Origin of the sequence: Streptomyces sp. NPDC048197 (assembly GCF_043202395.1) — a bacterium.
GTDB lineage: Bacteria > Actinomycetota > Actinomycetes > Streptomycetales > Streptomycetaceae > Streptomyces > Streptomyces siderophoricus.
Genome location: NZ_JBIDAJ010000005.1, coordinates 345,444 through 362,633, shown reverse-complemented (window position 1 = coordinate 362,633; position 17,190 = coordinate 345,444). Strand labels below are relative to the sequence as shown.

Here is a 17,190-nt window from a genome sequence, read left to right as displayed (position 1 = left end):
GCCTGGGGGGGGGGGGGGGGGGGGGGGGGGGGGTTTGTGTGCTATAAACGCTACACCTGTCCACACAACCGGCCCCTCCGGCCCGTCACCGCACCCAACAACACCCCAGCCCGCCGCAGGCGCAACGACGAGACGCCCCGCGGCGGGACGGCCAAGTACGTGCGGGGCGCCGCAAAGCGCAACGGCGAACAAGCCCCGCGGTGGGACAGACGGCTACGTGCGGGGGCGCCGCAAAGCGCAACGGCGAGCAACAACCGCGGCGGGACAGACAGGTACGTGGGCGGCACCGCAAAGCGCAGCGTCAGGCCTTCAGGAGGTGGGAGCCGAACCAGTCGTCCTCGTCGCGGACGCCCGGGAGGACGAAGAAGTAGCCGCCGCCGATGGGGGTGATGAAGCGGGCCAGCGGCTCGTGTTGCAGGCGTCGTTGTACGGTCGCGAACTGGCGCTCGGGGTCCTGCTGGTAGCCGCAGAAGACCAGGCCGAGGTCCATCCGGCCGGTGTGGTCGAAGCCCTGGTCGTAGTTGTAACTGCGCCGCAGGAAGCGGGAGCCGTCCGTCCGGTGGGTGCGCGGGTTGGCCAGCCGGATGTGGGAGTCGAGCGGGACGATCCGGCCGTGCGGGTCGTTGCGGTAGTCCGGTGCGTCCGTCTCGTGCCGGCCGTCCAGCGGCGCACCGCTCGCCTTGTGCCGGCCGAAGATCCTCTCCTGCCGCCGCAACGGCACCTTGTCCCACTTCTCCACGTGGAAGCGGATCAGCCGCAGCACCTGGTAGCAGCCGCCCAGTGCCCAGTCCGGCTCGCCGCAGGGCGGTGTCACCCACATCAGCCGGTCCATCTCGCGGGCCGATTCGGTGTCCGGGTTGACGATGCCGTCCTTGAAGCCCAGCAGGTTGCGCCGTGCCCCGGAGGGCCGGGACGGGTTGAGGAAGGCGTCCGTCCGCCAGCGCGGCCGCAGCAGGCCGTCCGTCTCCCGCGCCAGGTCGCGCAGTACGTGCACGATGGCGTCCGGGTGCTCGCCGCAGATCTGCAGGGACAGGTCGCCGTGGCAGCGGGACGGCTCCAGCCGGTCGTCGGGGAACGCCGGCATCGCCTTCAGATGGCGCGGCTTGTGCCCGGACAACCCGTAACGGTCGTCGAACAGCGAGGCGCCCACGCCGAGCGTGATGGTGAGCGAGTCCGGCGTCGGGCGCTCCGACGACACCCGCTCGTCGCGCGGCTTCACCCCGCCCGTCAGGACCCGGGAGCGGTGGGTGAGCTTCTGGAACAGTTCCACCAGACCGTCGCGGTCCTCGGCCAGCACGTCGAAACCGACGAAACCCGCGAAGAGCTGCTGCGGCGTCACCACACCGGCCTGGTGGTGGCCGTGGAACGGCACACGGTCGGGCAGGTCCTCGCGGCCGCCCCGCCGCCCGGCCGTCGGCCGGTCCGCGGCGACCGCCTCGCCGCCGAGGCTCCCGGCGGCCGCCACCCCCGCGACACCGGCCGCACATCTGAGGAATTCCCGTCGCCCGTCGCCCCGTGCCGCGGCACGCCCGTCTCCGGCCTGATCACATCTCATCGTCCCGCCCATCCTGACTGCGTCATCCGGCACCCGCGTGCCTGCACATACCTGTGCGTGATGCTCGCCGCCGGGGGCGCACGCGCCGGGACCAACACGGCCTCGGCGCCGGATATCACGCCTCGGGCCCCCGCCCGGTCGCCCGAACGGCGCAGCCGACCGCCGCCCCGCGCGCGGGGGCGCCGGGGCGCTCTTAGCGTCGCCCGTGTGACCTGCCCGAACACGGCACGGGCCGGGGCCGGCGCGGCTCCCGGCAGGGCCGCCCCACGCGGCCGGCGGGCACCGGCCGCGCCCCGTCCCCGACTCCAGGAACCCCCGCACATGAACGCCTTCACCGACGAGAGCACCCAGACCGCCGAGAGTCCGCCGGCCGGCGCGCGGACACCGAACGGCCGGCCGCGGCCGGACGACCCCGCCGGCCTCCCGCTGGACCTGGTCACGGTGCTCGGCGCCCAGCCGGTCGACGAGCAGGGCCCGCCGGAGGAAGCGCCGCCCGGCCTGACCTTCCGCATCGAACGGGGGCATGCCGAACCCGAGGAACTCGCCGCGCTCACCGTCGTGCTGTCCGCCCGGCTCGCCGGACTGCGGGCCCTCGTCGACGGTCAGGAGCCGGCCGAGGAAGAACGCCCGGCCGACCGCCGGCACGCACCGGGGCACCACCCGTACCGTTCCGCCTGCTGGTCGGGCTGCTGGACGTGCGCCTGAGCCGCGGCCGGGCCGTGCCTCGTCAGCCGAAGAAGGCCAGCAGCAGCGCCACCGCCGTGACCACGACGGCGCCGAGGACGAAGCCGAGGATCACCTTGCGCTGCCAGGGCGCGACATACCCGCCGCGCAGCGCGCTGCCCATCCTGCCGTACTGGTCGATCCGTCCCATGGGCGTCAGCGGTTCCGTCGGGCCCTGCGGCATCCCCTGCGTCCAGTCGGGGCCCGGCTGCGGGTAGCGGCGGCGCCAGCTCTCGTCCTCACGCCAGGGCAGTGTCATCGGCTTCTCCTCGCCTCGTGCGCCGGCCACGGACGGATCCCCCCGTGCACCGATCGATCCTCTGTTCCCTCCTCACTTCCTACCCGCTCCCGCCGGTTGATGCCCGGAATCCGGCGCGCGGCGAGCGCGGCCGCGACGAGGAACCCCGTGGCGCCGATGACCACCGAGGTGTGCAGGCCCGTCATCAGGCCGCCGGCGACCAGCGTGCCGAACAGCGCCACGCCGAGTGCGCTGCCGGTCTGCCGGGCGGCGTTGAACACCGCGGCCGCGGCGCCGCTCCGCCCGCCCGGTGCGGCCTCCATCACCGCCGTGGTGGCGGCCGGCATGGTCAGCGCGGTGCCGAACCCGGCGGCCGCCATCGGCGCCACCAGCACCGCGTACGGCGTGCCCGGCCCGGCGGCCAGCCAGCCGGCCAGTCCGGCCGCGCCCACCAGCAGGCCCACCACCATGGGCAGCCGCGGTCCCCTACGGGCGGTCAGCCGCCCGGCGAGCGCCGAACCGGCCGCCACCACGCCCACGGCGGGCAGCAGCGCACATCCCGTCCGCAGTGCGCTGTAGTGGTGCAGCTGCTGGAAGTACAGCGGGGCCAGGAACAGCAGCCCGTAGAAACCGGCGTTGAGCAGCACACCGATGACCGCGGAGGCGGAGAAGGCGGCGTTGCGGAAGAGCGTGAGCGGGAGCATCGGGGCCGGCGAGCGCCGCTCCAGCACCAGGAACGCCACCAGGCCCGCGGCGCCGGCCGCGAATGCGCCGAGGACCGCCGGATGGGCCGGGCCCAGCGCCCCGGCCTCGATGCAGCCGGTGGCCGGCCCGCCCAGGCAGACCGCCGCCGCCAGCTGGGCCGGAAGGTCCAGTCCCGGCCGTGACCCGTCCGCCGGGGGCCGCGGCACGTACCGTACGGTCAGCAGCAGCGCGGCCAGGCCCACCGGCAGGTTCAGGAAGAACACCGACCGCCAGCCGAGCCCCGCGACGAGCACCCCGCCGAGCACCGGGCCGGCCCCCGCGGCGAGGCCGGCGACCGTGCCCCACGCGCCGAACGCCCGGGCCCGGGCCGCCCGGCCCGGGTACGCGGTCCGCAGCAGCGCCAGCGAGGACGGCACCGTCAGAGCCGCGCCCAGGCCCTGCGCCAGGCGGGCGAGGACCAGCACCGCGGTCGTCGGGGCCAGTGCGCAGCCGGCCGAGGCGAGGGTGAACACCACCAGACCGCCCAGGAACACGGACTTCCCGCCCAGCCGGTCGCCCAGGCCGCCGCAGAACAGCAGCAGAGCGGCGAACACCAGGGTGTAACCGTCCACCACCCACTGCAGGCCGGTGACCCCGGCGTGCATCCGGGCCCCGATGACCGGCAGCGCCACGGTGACGACGGTGACGTCCAGAATGACCATGAAGTACCCCAGGCACACCGCGACCAGCGGCAGCAGGGAGGGCCGGCCGGGGCCATCGCGGTCAGGGGCGGGGGCACGGAGCAGGGCTGACGGACAGTTCATGCGGCCAGTCTCGGACCAGATCGGTACGGCATCCGCCGAAACGTCGTCGGCGTACCGTCGAGACATGGAGCCCCGGACCCGAGCCGCGAAGACCCGCCCCCGCGATGCGGAGGCCCGCACCGACGCCCGTACCGAGACCGACGTCGCCCACGTCGCGGCGGCGATCGGTGACCCCTCCCGCGCCAAGGTGCTGCTGGCGCTCGCCGGGGGCGGCGCACTGCCGGCCAGTGCACTGGCCGCCGAGGCCGGTGTCAGCAACTCCACCATCAGCGGCCACCTCGCCAGGCTCCTCGACGCCCGGCTGCTCACCGTCGAGCTCGACGGCCGGCACCGCTACTACCGGCTCGCCACCACGGACGTCGCCCGCGCCCTCGAACAACTCGCCCTGATCGCCCGCCCGTTGCCGGTCCGTTCGCTCAACGCCGACACCCGCGCCAGGGCCCTCCTGCGCGCCCGCCTCTGCTACGACCACCTGGCGGGCCGGCTCGGCGTCGCCCTGATGGACGCCCTCCAGGAGCGCGCCGTCCTCACCGCCGAGCACGCTGCGGCGGGCGGCGACGGCACCGCCCCCGGCGCCGTCAGCTACCACCTCACCCCGCACGGCCGCCGGGAGCTCACCGCCTTCGGCGTCGACACCGACCGGCTGCCGCGTCGCCGCCCCACGGTCCGCTACTGCGTCGACTGGGGCGAACAGCGCCACCACCTCGCCGGCGCGCTGGGCGCCGCCCTCACCACCCGCATGTTCGCCCTGGACTGGCTGCGGCACGGCACGTACCGGCGGGTGGTCCGTCTCACCGACGCCGGCCGGGAGGGCCTGACCGTGACCTTCGGGGTGCCCGCGGACCGCCTCTCCTGACCCACTGCAGGCCCGTAGTGCGGACGGGGGATTCCTCTCCGGTGCCGGTCAAGTAGGGTCCGGCGAACCGGGACACCGGCCGGGACCCGGCCGGGACAGTGCGACGAGGAGTCTTTTGTGGCGGAGAGTCACGTATCAGCGGGGTCCGACGGGGCCGGCGCGCCGGAGGTCCAGGTCGAGGAGCGCCGGCTGCGCCGGGACCTGGGCTTCTGGGGACTGACCGGCATCGGCTTCTCCAACATCGTCGGCTCCGGCTGGCTGTTCGCGGCCCTGTACGCGGCGCAGACGGCCGGTCCGGCGGCGCTGCTGTCCTGGGTCGGCGCCGGTCTGCTGTGCGGTCTGGTCGCCCTGGTGCTGATCGAGCTCGGCGCGTCCCGGCCGGAGGGCGGCGGTACGGTCCGCTGGCCGCTGTTCGCCAGCGGCCGGCTGGTCGGCACCCTCATCGGCTGGTCGACCCTGCTGTCCGTGGGCGGCACCGCGGCCGAGATCAGCGCGATCATGCAGTACACGGCGCACTACCTCCCCGGCCTCTACAACGGCCACACCCTCACCCTCGGCGGGCTCGGCCTGGCCGCCGGGCTCAGCGTGCTGCTGACGGCGCTGAACTGGTACGCGGTGCGGATGTTCGCCCGGATGAACAACCTGATCTCGGTGTTCAAGATCGCCGTACCGGTCGTCACCGTGATCGCGCTGCTCGCCTCCGGCTGGAACTCCGGCCGGCTCACCGACCACGGCGGCTTCGCCCCGTACGGCTACGTGGCCTGCCTGACCGCGCTGGCCGGCGGCGGCATCGTCTACTCCGTCAACGGTTTCCAGGCCCCGCTGGACTTCTCCGGCGAGACCCGCAACCCCCGCCGCACCATCCCGTGGGCGGTCCTCACCGGCATCGGCCTGGCCGTGGCCATGTACCTGGCGCTGCAGCTGGCGTTCCTCTTCACCGTCCCCGAGAGCCTGCTGGGCCACGGCTGGCAGGGCGTGTCCTTCGACTCGCCGTTCGGTCAGCTCGCCCTGATCCTCAACCTGCACTGGCTGTCCAGCCTGCTCTACGCGGACGCGGTGATCTCGCCCGGCGGCTCGGCGTACGTCGGTGTGGCCATCGACGCCCGGCACACCTACGCGCTCGCCAAGAACGGCACGATCCCGCGGTACTTCATGAAGGTCAACGAGCGGTTCGGCGTCCCGCGCCGGGCGCTGGCCGTCAACCTCCTGGTCATCGTGGTCTTCCTGCTGCCCTTCGGCGGCTGGCAGGACATCGTGAGCGTCATGGGCGACATGTACCTGCTGATCTACGCCGCGTCGGCGGTCGCGGTCGCGGTGTTCCGCGCCGCCCCGGGCGAGGAGACCGCCGGCTGGGTGCCCGGCCTGCGCTGGATCGCGCCGGTCAGCTTCGTCGTGGCCAGCGAGTTCGTCTACTGGTCGGGCTGGCACGACCTGCGGCTGGCCCTGCCGCTGGTCCTCGCCGGCCTGCTGATCTTCCTCGTCATGCGGCGCCCGGGCGCCCGCGGCGGCACCGCGGCCGTCGAGAGCGACGGCGCCGGGCCGCTCCGTCCGCTCTCCGCCGAACTGCGCACCGGCGCCTGGCTGGTGGTCTACCTCCTCGCCCTGACCGCCCTCTCCGGGCTCGGCACCTTCGAGGGCTCCGGCCGGCTGCCCGCCCCGTACGACTCGATCACGGTGGGCGTCCTCGCCCTCGGGGTCTTCTTCTGGGCCGTACGGTCCGGCGTCCGCCATCTGGCGGTGAACCGCTCCGCGGCCGGGGAGGGCCCGGCGTCGTGAAGCGGAAGTCACCCCGCAGAAATATGATGAACCGGACAGGCGGGCTCCCTCCGAGAGCCCCGTGAGCCCAGGTCAGGAGGCCCCCGCGGATCAGCCGCACGGAGCGCGCCGCCGCAGTGGCCCAGGCACCGATGCCCCCGGGAGCGATCCATGCTTCGGCGTCGTCCCCCGCGGTCGGCGAGCGCCGACGATCTGCTGGCCACGCTCGGCCGGCTGACCGCCCAGGCGCGGGAGGGCGCCGAGAAGCAGCGGGCCCGCGTGGAGCTCGCCGAGGCGCTGCAGCGCGAGATGCTGCCGGCCCGGCTGCCGCAGCTCCCCGGGCTGCGCGCCGCCGCCACCTACGCCCCGGCCCGGCACGGCCTGGACATCGGCGGCGACTGGTACGACGGCTTTCCGCTGCCCGACGGGTCACTGGCGTTCTGCATCGGCGACGTGCAGGGCCACGACGTGGAGGCGGCCGCCTTCATGGGCCAGATCCGGCTCGGGCTGCGGGCCGTCGCCGTGCACGCCGCCGACCCCGGCGAGGTGCTCAGCCGCGCCAACGACCTGCTGCTCTCCGTCGACTGCGGGCTCTTCGCCACCTGCACCTTCCTCCGCTTCGACCCGGCCGGCTGGGAGCTGACCAGCGCCCGGGCCGGCCATGTACCGGCCATCTGGGCCACCACCGACGGCCGGTTCGGCCTCGCCGACGACGCCGGGGGCCTGCCGCTGGGCATCGTGCCGGGGGAGGAGTACCCGGTCACCCGCCGCCGGCTCGCCATGGCGGGCGCGTTCACGCTGGTCACCGACGGGGTCGTGGAGGGACCGTCGTTCCCGATGGAGGCCGGGCTGACGCAGGTGATGCGGCTGGTGCGGGCCAACGCGGGCAGCGATCCGGCGGCGGTCGCCGCGGCGGCGATGAGCGTGGCGGAACTGACCGGGCACACCGACGACTCCGCGGTGCTCGTGCTGCGCTTCGACGGCGCCGGGGGCCAGGAGTGGGTGAAGCGCGAGCGGGGCGCGCGTGTCGTGGCCGGCGCCCGGTCGCCGGCGTTGTCTGATGGCTGATGTGGTGCGTACCGAGCAACTCCGCCGTCTCGCACCGGCAGCCCTGACGATCCTCGTCCTCGCCGCCGTCTACTACGCGTCCGCCCGGATCGGGCTGCTGGAGCAGGTGGTGGTCGCCGGTGCCGTGGTGACGCCCTTATGGCCGCCCACCGGCATCGCGCTCAGCAGCCTGCTGCTGATCGGGCTGTGGACCTGGCCGGCCTATTTCCTCGGCACGCTCTTCGTCGTCGCCTCGCTCGGCCCGCTCGACGGATCCGTCCTCGCCATCATGACGGGCAACACCCTCGCCCCGGTGTGCGCCTGTCTGATGCTGCGCAAGGTGGGGTTCAGGACCGAACTGGACCGGCTGCGGGACGGCGTCGCGCTGGTCGCCCTGGGCGCGTTCGCCGGCATGGTGATCAGCGCGACCTTCGGCAGCGGCACCCAGGTCATCACCGGTGACCTGCCGGCCGGGGACTTCTGGCGGACCTGGGCGGCGTGGTGGGTGGGCGACGCGATGGGCGTCCTCGTCGTCACCCCGCTGGTGCTCGCCTTCCGCACCCTGCGGCCGCCCCGGGAGCTGCCCGTGTTCCGGTCGGCCGAGGCGGCGGCGCTGCTGGCCGCCGCGGTCCTCGTCTCCCTCCTGGCGGTGCACAGCACGCTGTCGCTGCTGTTCCTGGTCTTCCCGGTGATCGTGTGGGCGGCGCTGCGCTTCCAGCTGGCCGGTGCGGCGCCCTGTGTGCTGGTGGTGTCCGTCCTGGCGATCTCGGCGGCGACCGACCGGACCGGGCCCTTCGAGGGCCAGAGCCTGTTGGAGGCCATGGTCAACCTGCAGGCGCTGAACGCTTCCGCCGCGCTGACCGCGCTGCTGCTGTCGGCGATCGTCACCGAGCAGATCGCCGTCCGCCGCAAGATCGAGCTGGCCTGCACGGAACTGGCCGAGGTCGTCGACCGCCTCGCCCCGGGGGAGAGCCGGCGCCGCTGGCCGCCGGAGGAGGACGGACGCTAGGCCCTGTCGTCAAACTCCCGCCTGCCTCGCGACGCCTGGCACGCACGCTCTCCCCCACGCCTGAACGGCGTGGGGGTACCCCACCGTTGTCGGGCTCGTCCCGGTACACCCAGTACCGGGATGACCCTCCGCCTTGCGATCGCACGCACCAGACGCCGCGAGGCCCGCCCTCCGGGCGAACGACGGGAGTTTGACGACAGGGCCTAGGCGGAGACGCCCCGCGGGTCTCCGACGGTCAGTCCCGCAGCAGTTCCCCCAGGTCGTAGCCCACCGGCTCCTCCAGCTGGGCGTAGGTGCAGCTTTCCGGCGTACGGTCCGGGCGCCAGCGGCGGAACTGGGCGGTGTGCCGGAACCTGCTGCCCTCCATGTGGTCGTAGGCCACCTCGCACACCCGCTCCGGGCGCAGCGGCACCCACGACAGGTCCTTGCCGCCGCTCCACCGGCTCGGCCCGCCGGGCATCCGCCGGGACGCATGCGCCTCCTCGTCCGTCCAGGCGCCCCACGGGTGCTGCCCGGCATCGTCCATCCGCAGCGGCGCCAGCTCCTCGACCAGTGCGCGCCGCCGGGCCATGGGGAAGGACGCGCACACCCCGACGTGCTGCAGCTGACCGGTGTCGTCGTGCAGGCCCAGCAGCAGCGAGCCGACCACCGGGCCGCTCTTGTGCAGCCGGTAGCCGGCCACGACGCAGTCGGCGGTGCGGGCGTGCTTCACCTTGAACATCACCCGGTCACCGGGCCGGTACGGCAGGTCCAGCGGTTTGGCGATCACCCCGTCCAGCCCCGCGCCCTCGAACTGGGTGAACCAGCGCTGCGCCAGTTCCTGATCGGTGGTGGCGGGCGCGGTGTACACCGGCGGCTCGGCCGTCCGCAGCGCCGCCACCAGCGCCTCCCGGCGCGCCGCCTGCGGCTCGCGCAGCAGCGAGTCGGAGCCCAGGGCCAGCAGGTCGAAGGCGACCAGGGAGGCCGGGGTGCGCTCGGCGAGGGTGCGGACCCGGGAGTCCGCCGGGTGGATGCGCTCCAGCAGCTCCTCGAAGTGCAGCCGGCCGTCATGGGCGATGACGATCTCGCCGTCGACGACGCAGCGCGGCGGCAGCTCGTCCCGGACCGCCGCGATGACCTCGGGGAAGTAGCGGCTGAGCGACTTCGTCGTACGGCTGGCGATCTCGACCTCCGTACCGTCCCGGAAGACGATGACCCGGAAGCCGTCCCACTTGGCCTCGTACTGCATGCCGGCGGGGATGCCGGACACCGGCTTGGCGAGCATGGGGGAGACCGGGGGCATGACGGGCAGGTCCATGGTCCCGATCCTGAGGGCTCGGGCCGCTTCCCGCGCGCCGGGCGGAACCCCCGGGCACGCTCTAGCGTGGAGGCATGACCGGAGGTCGGGCCAACGAGGCCGTCGAGCTGGACGTCGCGGGGCGCACGGTGCGGGTGTCCAACCCGGACAAGACGTACTACCCGGAGCGCGGCTTCACCAAGCTGGACGTCGCCCGCTACTACCTCGCGGTCGCGGACGGGGTGTTGCGCGGGCTGCGCGACCGGCCGACCACGATGCAGCGCTTCCCCGACGGCGTGGAGGGCGAGTTCTTCTACCAGAAACGGGCGCCCAAGGGCCTGCCCGACTGGCTGCCCACCGCCCGGATCGCCTTCCCCAGCGGGCGGTTCGCCGACGAGATGTGCCCCACCGAGCCCGCCGCCGTGGTCTGGGCGGCCAACCTCGGCTGTCTGACCTTCCACCCGTGGCCGGTCCGCCGCGACGACACCGAGCACCCCGACGAACTGCGGATCGACCTCGACCCGCAGCCCGGCACCGGCTTCGCGGACGCCGTACGGGTCGCCCACGAGCTGCGGGCACTGCTCGACGAGCACGGGCTGCGCGGCTGGCCCAAGACCTCCGGCGGGCGGGGCGTGCACGTCTATGTGCCGATCCGGCCGCAGTGGACGTTCACCGAGGTCAGACGGGCCGCGATCACGGTGGCGCGGGCCATGGAACGGCGGCTGCCGGAGCTGGTCACCTCGGCGTGGTGGAAGGAGGAACGCGGCGCGAAGATCTTCGTCGACTACAACCAGATGGCCCGGGACCGCACCATCGCCTCGGCCTATTCGCTGCGCGCCCGGCCGCGGGCCACGGTCTCCGCCCCGCTGCGGTGGGAGGAGCTGTCCGACGCCGTGCCGGAGGACTTCGACCTGCGCACGATGCCGCGGCGGTTCGCGGAACTCGGCGATGTGCACGCCGACATGGCGGACCACGCCTTCGGGCTGGAGTCCGTCTTCGACCTCGCGGACCGGCAGGCGGCCGACGAGGGGCTGGGCGATCTGCCCTATCCGCCCGACCACCCGAAGATGCCGGGGGAGCCGACCCGGGTGCAGCCGAGCCGGGCCCGCAAGCGCTGACGCCCCGGCCGGCCGGCACCGGATGCCCCGGACGGCCGTACCCGCCCCGGCCGGTGCACCTCCGGGGCGGCCTCGCGGTTCGCCCGCGGGAGGCGGCCCGCGGCCGGTCGCCCGGTGTGCGCGGCGGCCCGCCGGCCGAGATCATTCCGCACGTGGCGAACGAGAAGGCGGGCGGGCCGTGAACGACTTCCCGATCGATTACGCGGCGGTCTTCCAGGCGCTGCCGGGCGCCGCGCTGCTGCTCACCCCCGACCTCGTGATCGCCGACGCCAACGAGGCCCTGCTGCGCCGGGCCGGCCGGCAGCGGCGTCAGGTGATCGGGCACCACCTCTTCGACGTGTTCCCCGACAACCCCCAGGACCCTGGCGCCACCGGTGTGCGCAATCTGCGGGCGTCCCTGGAGCGGGTGCTGGCCACCGGCCTGACCGACACCATGGCCCTGCAGCGCTACGACGTCGAACTGCCCGGCCGCCCGGGCGAGTTCGAGGAGCGCTACTGGAGCCCCGTCAACGCACCGGTCCTCGACGCGGACGGGCAGGTGCGGCTGATCGTGCACCGGGTGGAGGAGGTCACCGAGATCGTCCGGGCGGGCGCCCCGCGGGAGGACGGCGGCGCCCGGCAGCGGATGGCGGCCGAACTCTACGCCCGGGCCCAGGAGCTCCAGCAGCTCAACGACCGGCTCCGCCAGGCCCACGCCCGGGAACGGCTGGTGGTGCTGGCCCTCCAGGCCGCGATGCTGCCCGCACCCCGCCCGGTGGGGCACCACCGGGCCGCGGTGCGCTACCGGCCCGCGGTCGGGGCGCTCAACGTCTGCGGGGACTGGTACGACCTGGCGGAGCTGCCCGGGGACCGGATGGCGGTGGCGGTCGGCGACGTCGTCGGCCACGGGCTGGAGGCCGCCTGCGTCATGGGGCAGCTGCGCAGTGCGCTGAGCGCCGCCACGCTGGTCACCCCGGGGCCGGCCCGGGCGCTGGAGGTGCTGGGCGTCTACGCCCACTCGGTGGAGGGCGCCGAATCCGCCACCGCGGTGGAGGCGTTCATCGACTGGACCACCCACACCCTCGCCTACAGCAGCGCCGGCCATCCGCCGCCGGCGCTGCTGCACCCGGACGGCCGGGTGGAGTTCCTGGACGGGGCGACCGATCCGCCGCTGGGGGCGCGGCCGGAGCAGGTGGACCGCCCCGAGGCCCAGGTCTCCTTCGCCGACGACGCCGTGCTGGTGCTGTACACGGACGGGCTGATCGAGCGCCGCGGCGAGGACATCGACGTCGGGCTGGCGCGGCTGGCCGCCTCGCTGACCAGGCACCGGGGCGCCGGAGCGGAGACGCTCGCCGATGCGCTGCTGGCCGAGCTGCTGCCGTCCGACGGGGCGACCGATGACACCGCGCTCGTCGTCATCCGGCTCTGACCTGTGTGTTCCCCGCTCGACTTTGCCTTTTCATTACCGCGACTGGAGCAATTCTTGGGGCCGTTGGAGTGGCTCTTCGTCGTGTCTGCGCGGATCGGGACTCCGCGCGGTACTCATCGGAATGTCAGATTTCCTGCCAAACAGGAGAAACGCAATGCGCAAGATCATAGGTCGCTCCGTGGCCGCCGCGGCGATTGCCGCTGCCACCGTCGTCCCGCTCGCCGGTGTGGCTTCCGCCGCTCCCGCCAAGCCGGCGGCGTCTTCGTCCGGCCACGACCACTACGGCCGCGGTCACCACCACCGTCACCACCACCACGGCTGCCACCACCACCACGGTTACGACCGTTTCGGCTTCGGCGGCTACGGCGGCTTCGGCAACGGCTACGGCAACGGGTTCGGCTACGGGAACGGCTACGGGAACGGCTTCGGTCCCTTCGGGCTCGGTGGCCTGTTCGGCTGGCTCTGACCAGCAGTAGCAAAGCGAGGCCGCCGCAGCGCTGAGCTGCGGCGGCCCCACTGCGTCAGCCGGCCGCGGCGGCCTCCTGCTCGGTCCGCCGGCGCAGTTCCTTCTTGTCCGGCTTGCCCGCATCGGTCAGCGGCAGCGCGTCGACGAACGTGAGGTGCGCCGGCTCGTACATCGCGCCGCGCTCCGCGCACACCATCGCGCGCAGCTCCGGCCCGTCGACCGTGCTGCCCGGCGCCCGCACCACCGCGGCGTGCACCCGCTCCATGCGGTCGGCGTCCCGGACCCCGAAGACGGCGCTCTGGAGTACCTGCGGGTGCGTGTTCAGCAGGTCCTCCAGCTCGGTGGTGTACACATGGCCGCCGACCACGACGATCATGTCCTTGATCCGGTCGACGATGGTCAAGTACCCCTCGTCGTCGAGGAATCCGATGTCGCCGGTGTGCAGCCAGCCGTCCCGCAGCACCTCGGCGGTCAGCTCCGGCTGCTTCCAGTAGCCCTGCATGATCATGGCCGAGCGCACACAGACCTCGCCGTGCTCGCCGTTCGGCAGATCGCGGCCCGACTCGTCGCGGATCGCCACCTCGACGTCGCGCAGCACCTTGCCCGCGGACCGCAGCCGGTCCGGCCGGTCCGGGTCGTGGTCCTCCGGGGCGAGCACGCTGATGCCGCCGGCCTCGTTCTGCCCGTACCCCTGCATCAGCACCGGGCCGAACGCCCGGATCGCGTCGGCTATCCGGGCCGGGGACGCCTGGCAGCCGCCGTAGGCCACCCTGCGCAGGCTGGAGGTGTCGGTGCGCGGCCGGTCCGGATGGTCCATCAGCTGGTAGAGCAGCGGCGGCAGCAGGAAGAGGTCGGTGATGCGCTCGCGCTCGATGGCGGCGAGCGCCTCGGCGGGCTCGAAGTCGTCGAGCAGGACGACCGTACCGCCGGCGTACAGGGTGCTGTCGGCCATCGCGCCGGCCGCGTGCGCCAGCGTCGTCACGACCAGCTGCCGCCGCTCGCCCTCCTCCTCCGGCAGCACACCGCGGAACCAGCGGGCCTGCTCGAAGGTGGTGCAGATGCCCTTGGGGTGGCCGGTGGTGCCCCCGGTGTGCCGGATGGTGCAGACGTCGTCCGGCCGGGCCAGGCTCGCGAACGGCTCGTCGGGCTGCTCGGCCGCCAGCTCCAGCAGGTCCGTGCCGAGCTTCGCCGGGCCGAGGACGAGGACGTCCGGCACCGGCGCCAACTCCGTTACCTCGGCGGCGCGTTCGGCGTACCGCGGGTCGACGATCAGCGCCCGGGTCTCGACGTCGCGGACGATATCGGCCTGGGACTCGGCGGACAGCTTGTTGTAGAGGTGGTTGACCCGGGCGCCGATCAGGTTGGCCGCGTAGCGCGCGACCAGGGCCTCGGGGAGGTTGCCGCTCAGCAGGGTGACGGTGTCCTCGCGGGCCACGCCGCGGGCCCGCAGCGCCCGCGCCATCCGGTGGACCAGGGTGCGGAACTCGCCCGCCGTTACCCGGCGGCCCTGGTGGACCACGGCTTCGTGTGCCGGGTCGGAGCTAAGTACATCGAGGTTCTCCTCCACGTAGGTGCTAAATGTCCGGTCAGCGATGGACATGATGTCGGGCTTCCTCCTGACGCCGGCGGGCCCGGTCGCGGCCGCCGGGTGCGTTCGCAGATCTTTAGTTGCTAGAGGCAACTAAAGATTCAGGGTAATCCCTGGTGATCGACATCTCCAACTCGGAGCTCCCGGCGGGGAGGTGGCGCCGCGGCCCGTGGGGACACCACCACGGCCATGACCTGCCCGTCCCGCCGTGCCACCGGGGCCGCACGACGGCCGGAATGGTCGCCCCGAATATCGTCGACAAGGTCGCCGACCCGGCACCCGCGGCGGATAATGCTCCCTCGCGCACCGGGCGCCCCGGCCCTGCCGCTCCCGCTCTCCCTGCGGGGCCGTCCCGTGGCGAGAGATGATGGAGGGCAGCGGAAACACGGCGAGAATCGGCCGATGTACGGAGAGCGCCACGGCTGTCGGTCCCAGGGGGACCGGCGGAAGGAGTGCCTGGATGGGTGCGACCGACGCGTTCCCCGAGGGTGCCGCCCCGGTCGGGGCCACACCGGGGCAGCCCGGCGGCCTGCTCGACGTACTGGGCGTGGCCGCGGTGATGCTGGACGCGGACGGCCGGATCGCCCTGTGGAGTCCCCAGGCGGAGCAACTCTTCGGCTGGACCGCCAAGGAGGCGCTCGGCCGGCCCGCCGCCAAACTGCTGGTCCCGCCGGAACACCTCGACCTCGTCCTGCAGCTGTTCTCCGAGGTCATGGCGGGCGGCGAGAGCTGGGCCGGGGTCTTCCCCGTCCGGCACAAGGACGGCAGCACCCGGCTGGTCGAGTTCCGCAACATGCGCCTGCTGGACGAGCGCGGCGAGACCTACGCCCTCGGCATCGCCACCGACCAGTCCGTCCTGCGCCGGGTCGAGCGTGACCTGGCGCTGTCGGTACGCCTGGTGGCCCAGTCACCGATCGGCCTGGCCGTCCTGGACACCCACCTGCGCTTCGTCATGGTCAACCCGGCACTGGAGCGGATCAACGACCTGCCCGCGGACCGGCACATCGGCCGGCACGTCCGGGAGGCGCTGTCGTTCCTCGACACCGAGGTCATCGTGGACCGGATGCGGGAGGTCCTGGAGACCGGACGGCCGCTGCTGGACCAGTTCACCGTCGGCCGCACGGCCGCCGATCCGCACACCGACCAGGCGTGGTCGGTGTCGTACTACCGGCTGGAGGACCCGGGCGGCCGGGTCCTCGGGCTCGCCACCTCCGTCGTGGACGTCACCGAACAGCACAGCGCCGCCACCGAGGCCGCCCGCGCCCGGCGGCGGCTGGCCCTGATCGCCGACGCCTCGGCGACCATCGGCACCACCCTCGACGTCGACCAGACCGCCCACGAGCTCGCCGACGTCATCGTCCCCGAGCTCGCCGACCTGGCCGCGGTCGACGTCCTCGACGCCGTCCTGGAGGGCCGGCGCCCGGCCGCGCTCGCCACCGGCGGCCCGGCCCGCTTCCGCGCCCTCGCGGTCTCCGCGGCCTACGCCACCGACGCCGTCCGCGCCGCCGACCCCACCGGCCAGATCGCCTCCTACGACACCGACCGGCTGATCACCCGCTGTGTGACCGACGCCCGCCCGGTGCTCGTCGCCCAGGTGGCCGAGGACGACCTGCCGCACATCGCCGCCGACGCCGAGGGCGCCGCCCTGCTGCGCCGGGCCGGACTGCACTCCTATCTCGCGGTGCCGCTGATCGCCCGCGGCGAGGTGCTCGGCGCGCTCTCGCTCTACCGCGTACGCAACCAGGTGCCGTTCGACGAGGACGACGCGCTGCTCGCCGTCGAACTGGCCGCCCGGGCAGCGGTCTGCATCGACAACGCCCGCTCCTACCAGAGCGAACGCCGGACCGCGCTCACCCTCCAGCGCCACCTGATGAACCACCGGCCGCCGCAGCCCACGGCCATGGAGATCGCCTACCGCTACCAGCCCGCGCAGGCGGCCAGCGAGGTCGGCGGCGACTGGTTCGACGCCATCCCGGTGGCCGGCGACAAGACCGCCCTGGTCGTCGGCGACGTCATGGGCAGCGGCATCAACGCCGCCGCCACCATGGGCCAGCTGCGCACCACCACCCGCGCGCTGGCCGATCTCGATCTGGACCCCGCCGAGGTGCTCAGCCACCTCGACCACATCGCCGCCGGCCTCGACCCGGCCTTCGCCACCTGCCTGTACGCGGTCTACGACCCGGAGCACGACCGCTGCCGGATCGCCGTCGCCGGGCATCTGCCGCCCGTCGTCCTCCGGGCGGGCCGCCCGCCCGAACTGCTCGACCTGCCCACCGGCGCCCCGCTCGGCGTCGGCGGCGTCCCGTTCGAGCAGACCACGGTCCCGCTGCACGACGGCGACCTGCTGGTGCTCTACACCGACGGGCTGATCGAAACCCGCGACCAGGCCATCGACACCCGCCTGGACACCCTGCTCACCGTGCTCGCCGAGCCCGAGGGGGACCTGGAGGGGCTGTGTGACCGCCTGCTGAGCGCGCTGCGCTCCGAGCACGGCCACGACGACGTCGCCCTGCTCATCGCCCGGGCCCGCAGCGACGGCAAGTGACCGGGGGCACGCCGTCCGCCCGTGAGCGGGAGAATCCTGCGCCGGTTTCCGGCTGCCGGGCGCAGAATCCGCACCCGCTCCCCGGCGCCGCGAAATCC

General features: G+C 73.7%; 14 protein-coding genes. 9 read left to right on the top strand and 5 right to left on the bottom strand.

Features of this window, described 5'->3' with window-relative positions; translation table 11 throughout:
- Positions 1-301: 301 nt before the first annotated feature.
- Positions 302-1,555: an iron uptake transporter deferrochelatase/peroxidase subunit gene (efeB, locus tag ACGF4C_RS10410; RefSeq protein ID WP_393564994.1), complete on the bottom strand. Its 1,254-nt coding sequence runs from the start codon at positions 1,553-1,555 to the stop codon at positions 302-304.
- A gap of 321 nt (positions 1,556-1,876) precedes the next feature.
- Between efeB and ACGF4C_RS10405 the strand changes: the two genes are divergently transcribed.
- On the top strand, positions 1,877-2,260 hold the full coding sequence (locus ACGF4C_RS10405) for an acyl-CoA carboxylase subunit epsilon (protein ID WP_393564992.1): 384 nt from the start codon (positions 1,877-1,879) through the stop codon (positions 2,258-2,260).
- Between the two features lie 22 nt (positions 2,261-2,282).
- On the opposite strand, the gene ACGF4C_RS10400 is transcribed toward ACGF4C_RS10405, so the two are convergent.
- The gene (locus tag ACGF4C_RS10400; RefSeq protein ID WP_393564991.1) at positions 2,283-2,537 is read right to left on the bottom strand and encodes a hypothetical protein; all 255 of its coding nucleotides are present in this window, start codon (positions 2,535-2,537) and stop codon (positions 2,283-2,285) included.
- On the bottom strand, positions 2,534-4,024 hold the full coding sequence (locus ACGF4C_RS10395; RefSeq protein WP_393564990.1) for an MFS transporter: 1,491 nt from the start codon (positions 4,022-4,024) through the stop codon (positions 2,534-2,536). The genes ACGF4C_RS10400 and ACGF4C_RS10395 overlap by 4 nt, the downstream gene beginning before the upstream one ends.
- Positions 4,025-4,088: 64 nt before the next feature.
- Between ACGF4C_RS10395 and ACGF4C_RS10390 the strand changes: the two genes are divergently transcribed.
- The 4 genes from ACGF4C_RS10390 to ACGF4C_RS10375 all read left to right on the top strand — a co-directional run bounded on the left by ACGF4C_RS10390 (position 4,089) and on the right by ACGF4C_RS10375 (position 8,691).
- Positions 4,089-4,880 (top strand): ArsR/SmtB family transcription factor, encoded by a 792-nt coding sequence (locus tag ACGF4C_RS10390; protein WP_393564988.1) that lies wholly within the window; start codon positions 4,089-4,091, stop codon positions 4,878-4,880.
- Positions 4,881-5,069: 189 nt separating this feature from the next.
- Positions 5,070-6,656, top strand: coding sequence for an APC family permease (locus ACGF4C_RS10385; protein ID WP_393565026.1), 1,587 nt, complete (start codon positions 5,070-5,072; stop codon positions 6,654-6,656).
- Positions 6,657-6,806: 150 nt separating this feature from the next.
- A complete protein-coding gene (locus ACGF4C_RS10380; protein ID WP_393564986.1) occupies positions 6,807-7,703 on the top strand; it encodes a PP2C family protein-serine/threonine phosphatase in 897 nt (298 codons plus the stop codon).
- A 1-nt stretch (position 7,704) separates the two neighbouring features.
- The gene (locus ACGF4C_RS10375) at positions 7,705-8,691 is read left to right on the top strand and encodes an MASE1 domain-containing protein (RefSeq protein WP_393565024.1); all 987 of its coding nucleotides are present in this window, start codon (positions 7,705-7,707) and stop codon (positions 8,689-8,691) included.
- Positions 8,692-8,926: 235 nt separating this feature from the next.
- Here the strand turns inward: ACGF4C_RS10375 and ACGF4C_RS10370 are convergent, their stop codons facing one another.
- Entirely contained in the window at positions 8,927-9,988 is a 1,062-nt protein-coding gene (locus ACGF4C_RS10370) for an ATP-dependent DNA ligase (protein ID WP_393564985.1), read from the bottom strand.
- A gap of 74 nt (positions 9,989-10,062) precedes the next feature.
- Here ACGF4C_RS10370 and ligD point away from each other — a divergent pair, with 74 nt between their 5' ends.
- The 3 genes from ligD to ACGF4C_RS10355 all read left to right on the top strand — a co-directional run bounded on the left by ligD (position 10,063) and on the right by ACGF4C_RS10355 (position 12,959).
- A complete protein-coding gene (ligD, locus tag ACGF4C_RS10365; protein WP_393564983.1) occupies positions 10,063-11,085 on the top strand; it encodes a non-homologous end-joining DNA ligase in 1,023 nt (340 codons plus the stop codon).
- A gap of 178 nt (positions 11,086-11,263) precedes the next feature.
- Positions 11,264-12,493: a PP2C family protein-serine/threonine phosphatase gene (locus ACGF4C_RS10360; protein ID WP_393564981.1), complete on the top strand. Its 1,230-nt coding sequence runs from the start codon at positions 11,264-11,266 to the stop codon at positions 12,491-12,493.
- Between the two features lie 154 nt (positions 12,494-12,647).
- On the top strand, positions 12,648-12,959 hold the full coding sequence (locus tag ACGF4C_RS10355) for a hypothetical protein (protein ID WP_393564979.1): 312 nt from the start codon (positions 12,648-12,650) through the stop codon (positions 12,957-12,959).
- A 55-nt stretch (positions 12,960-13,014) separates the two neighbouring features.
- Here the strand turns inward: ACGF4C_RS10355 and ACGF4C_RS10350 are convergent, their stop codons facing one another.
- The gene (locus tag ACGF4C_RS10350; RefSeq protein WP_393564976.1) at positions 13,015-14,559 is read right to left on the bottom strand and encodes an AMP-binding protein; all 1,545 of its coding nucleotides are present in this window, start codon (positions 14,557-14,559) and stop codon (positions 13,015-13,017) included.
- A gap of 448 nt (positions 14,560-15,007) precedes the next feature.
- Between ACGF4C_RS10350 and ACGF4C_RS10345 the strand changes: the two genes are divergently transcribed.
- Positions 15,008-17,092, top strand: a complete 2,085-nt coding sequence (locus ACGF4C_RS10345) for a SpoIIE family protein phosphatase (RefSeq protein WP_393564974.1) — start codon at positions 15,008-15,010, stop codon at positions 17,090-17,092.
- Positions 17,093-17,190 lie beyond the last annotated feature (98 nt).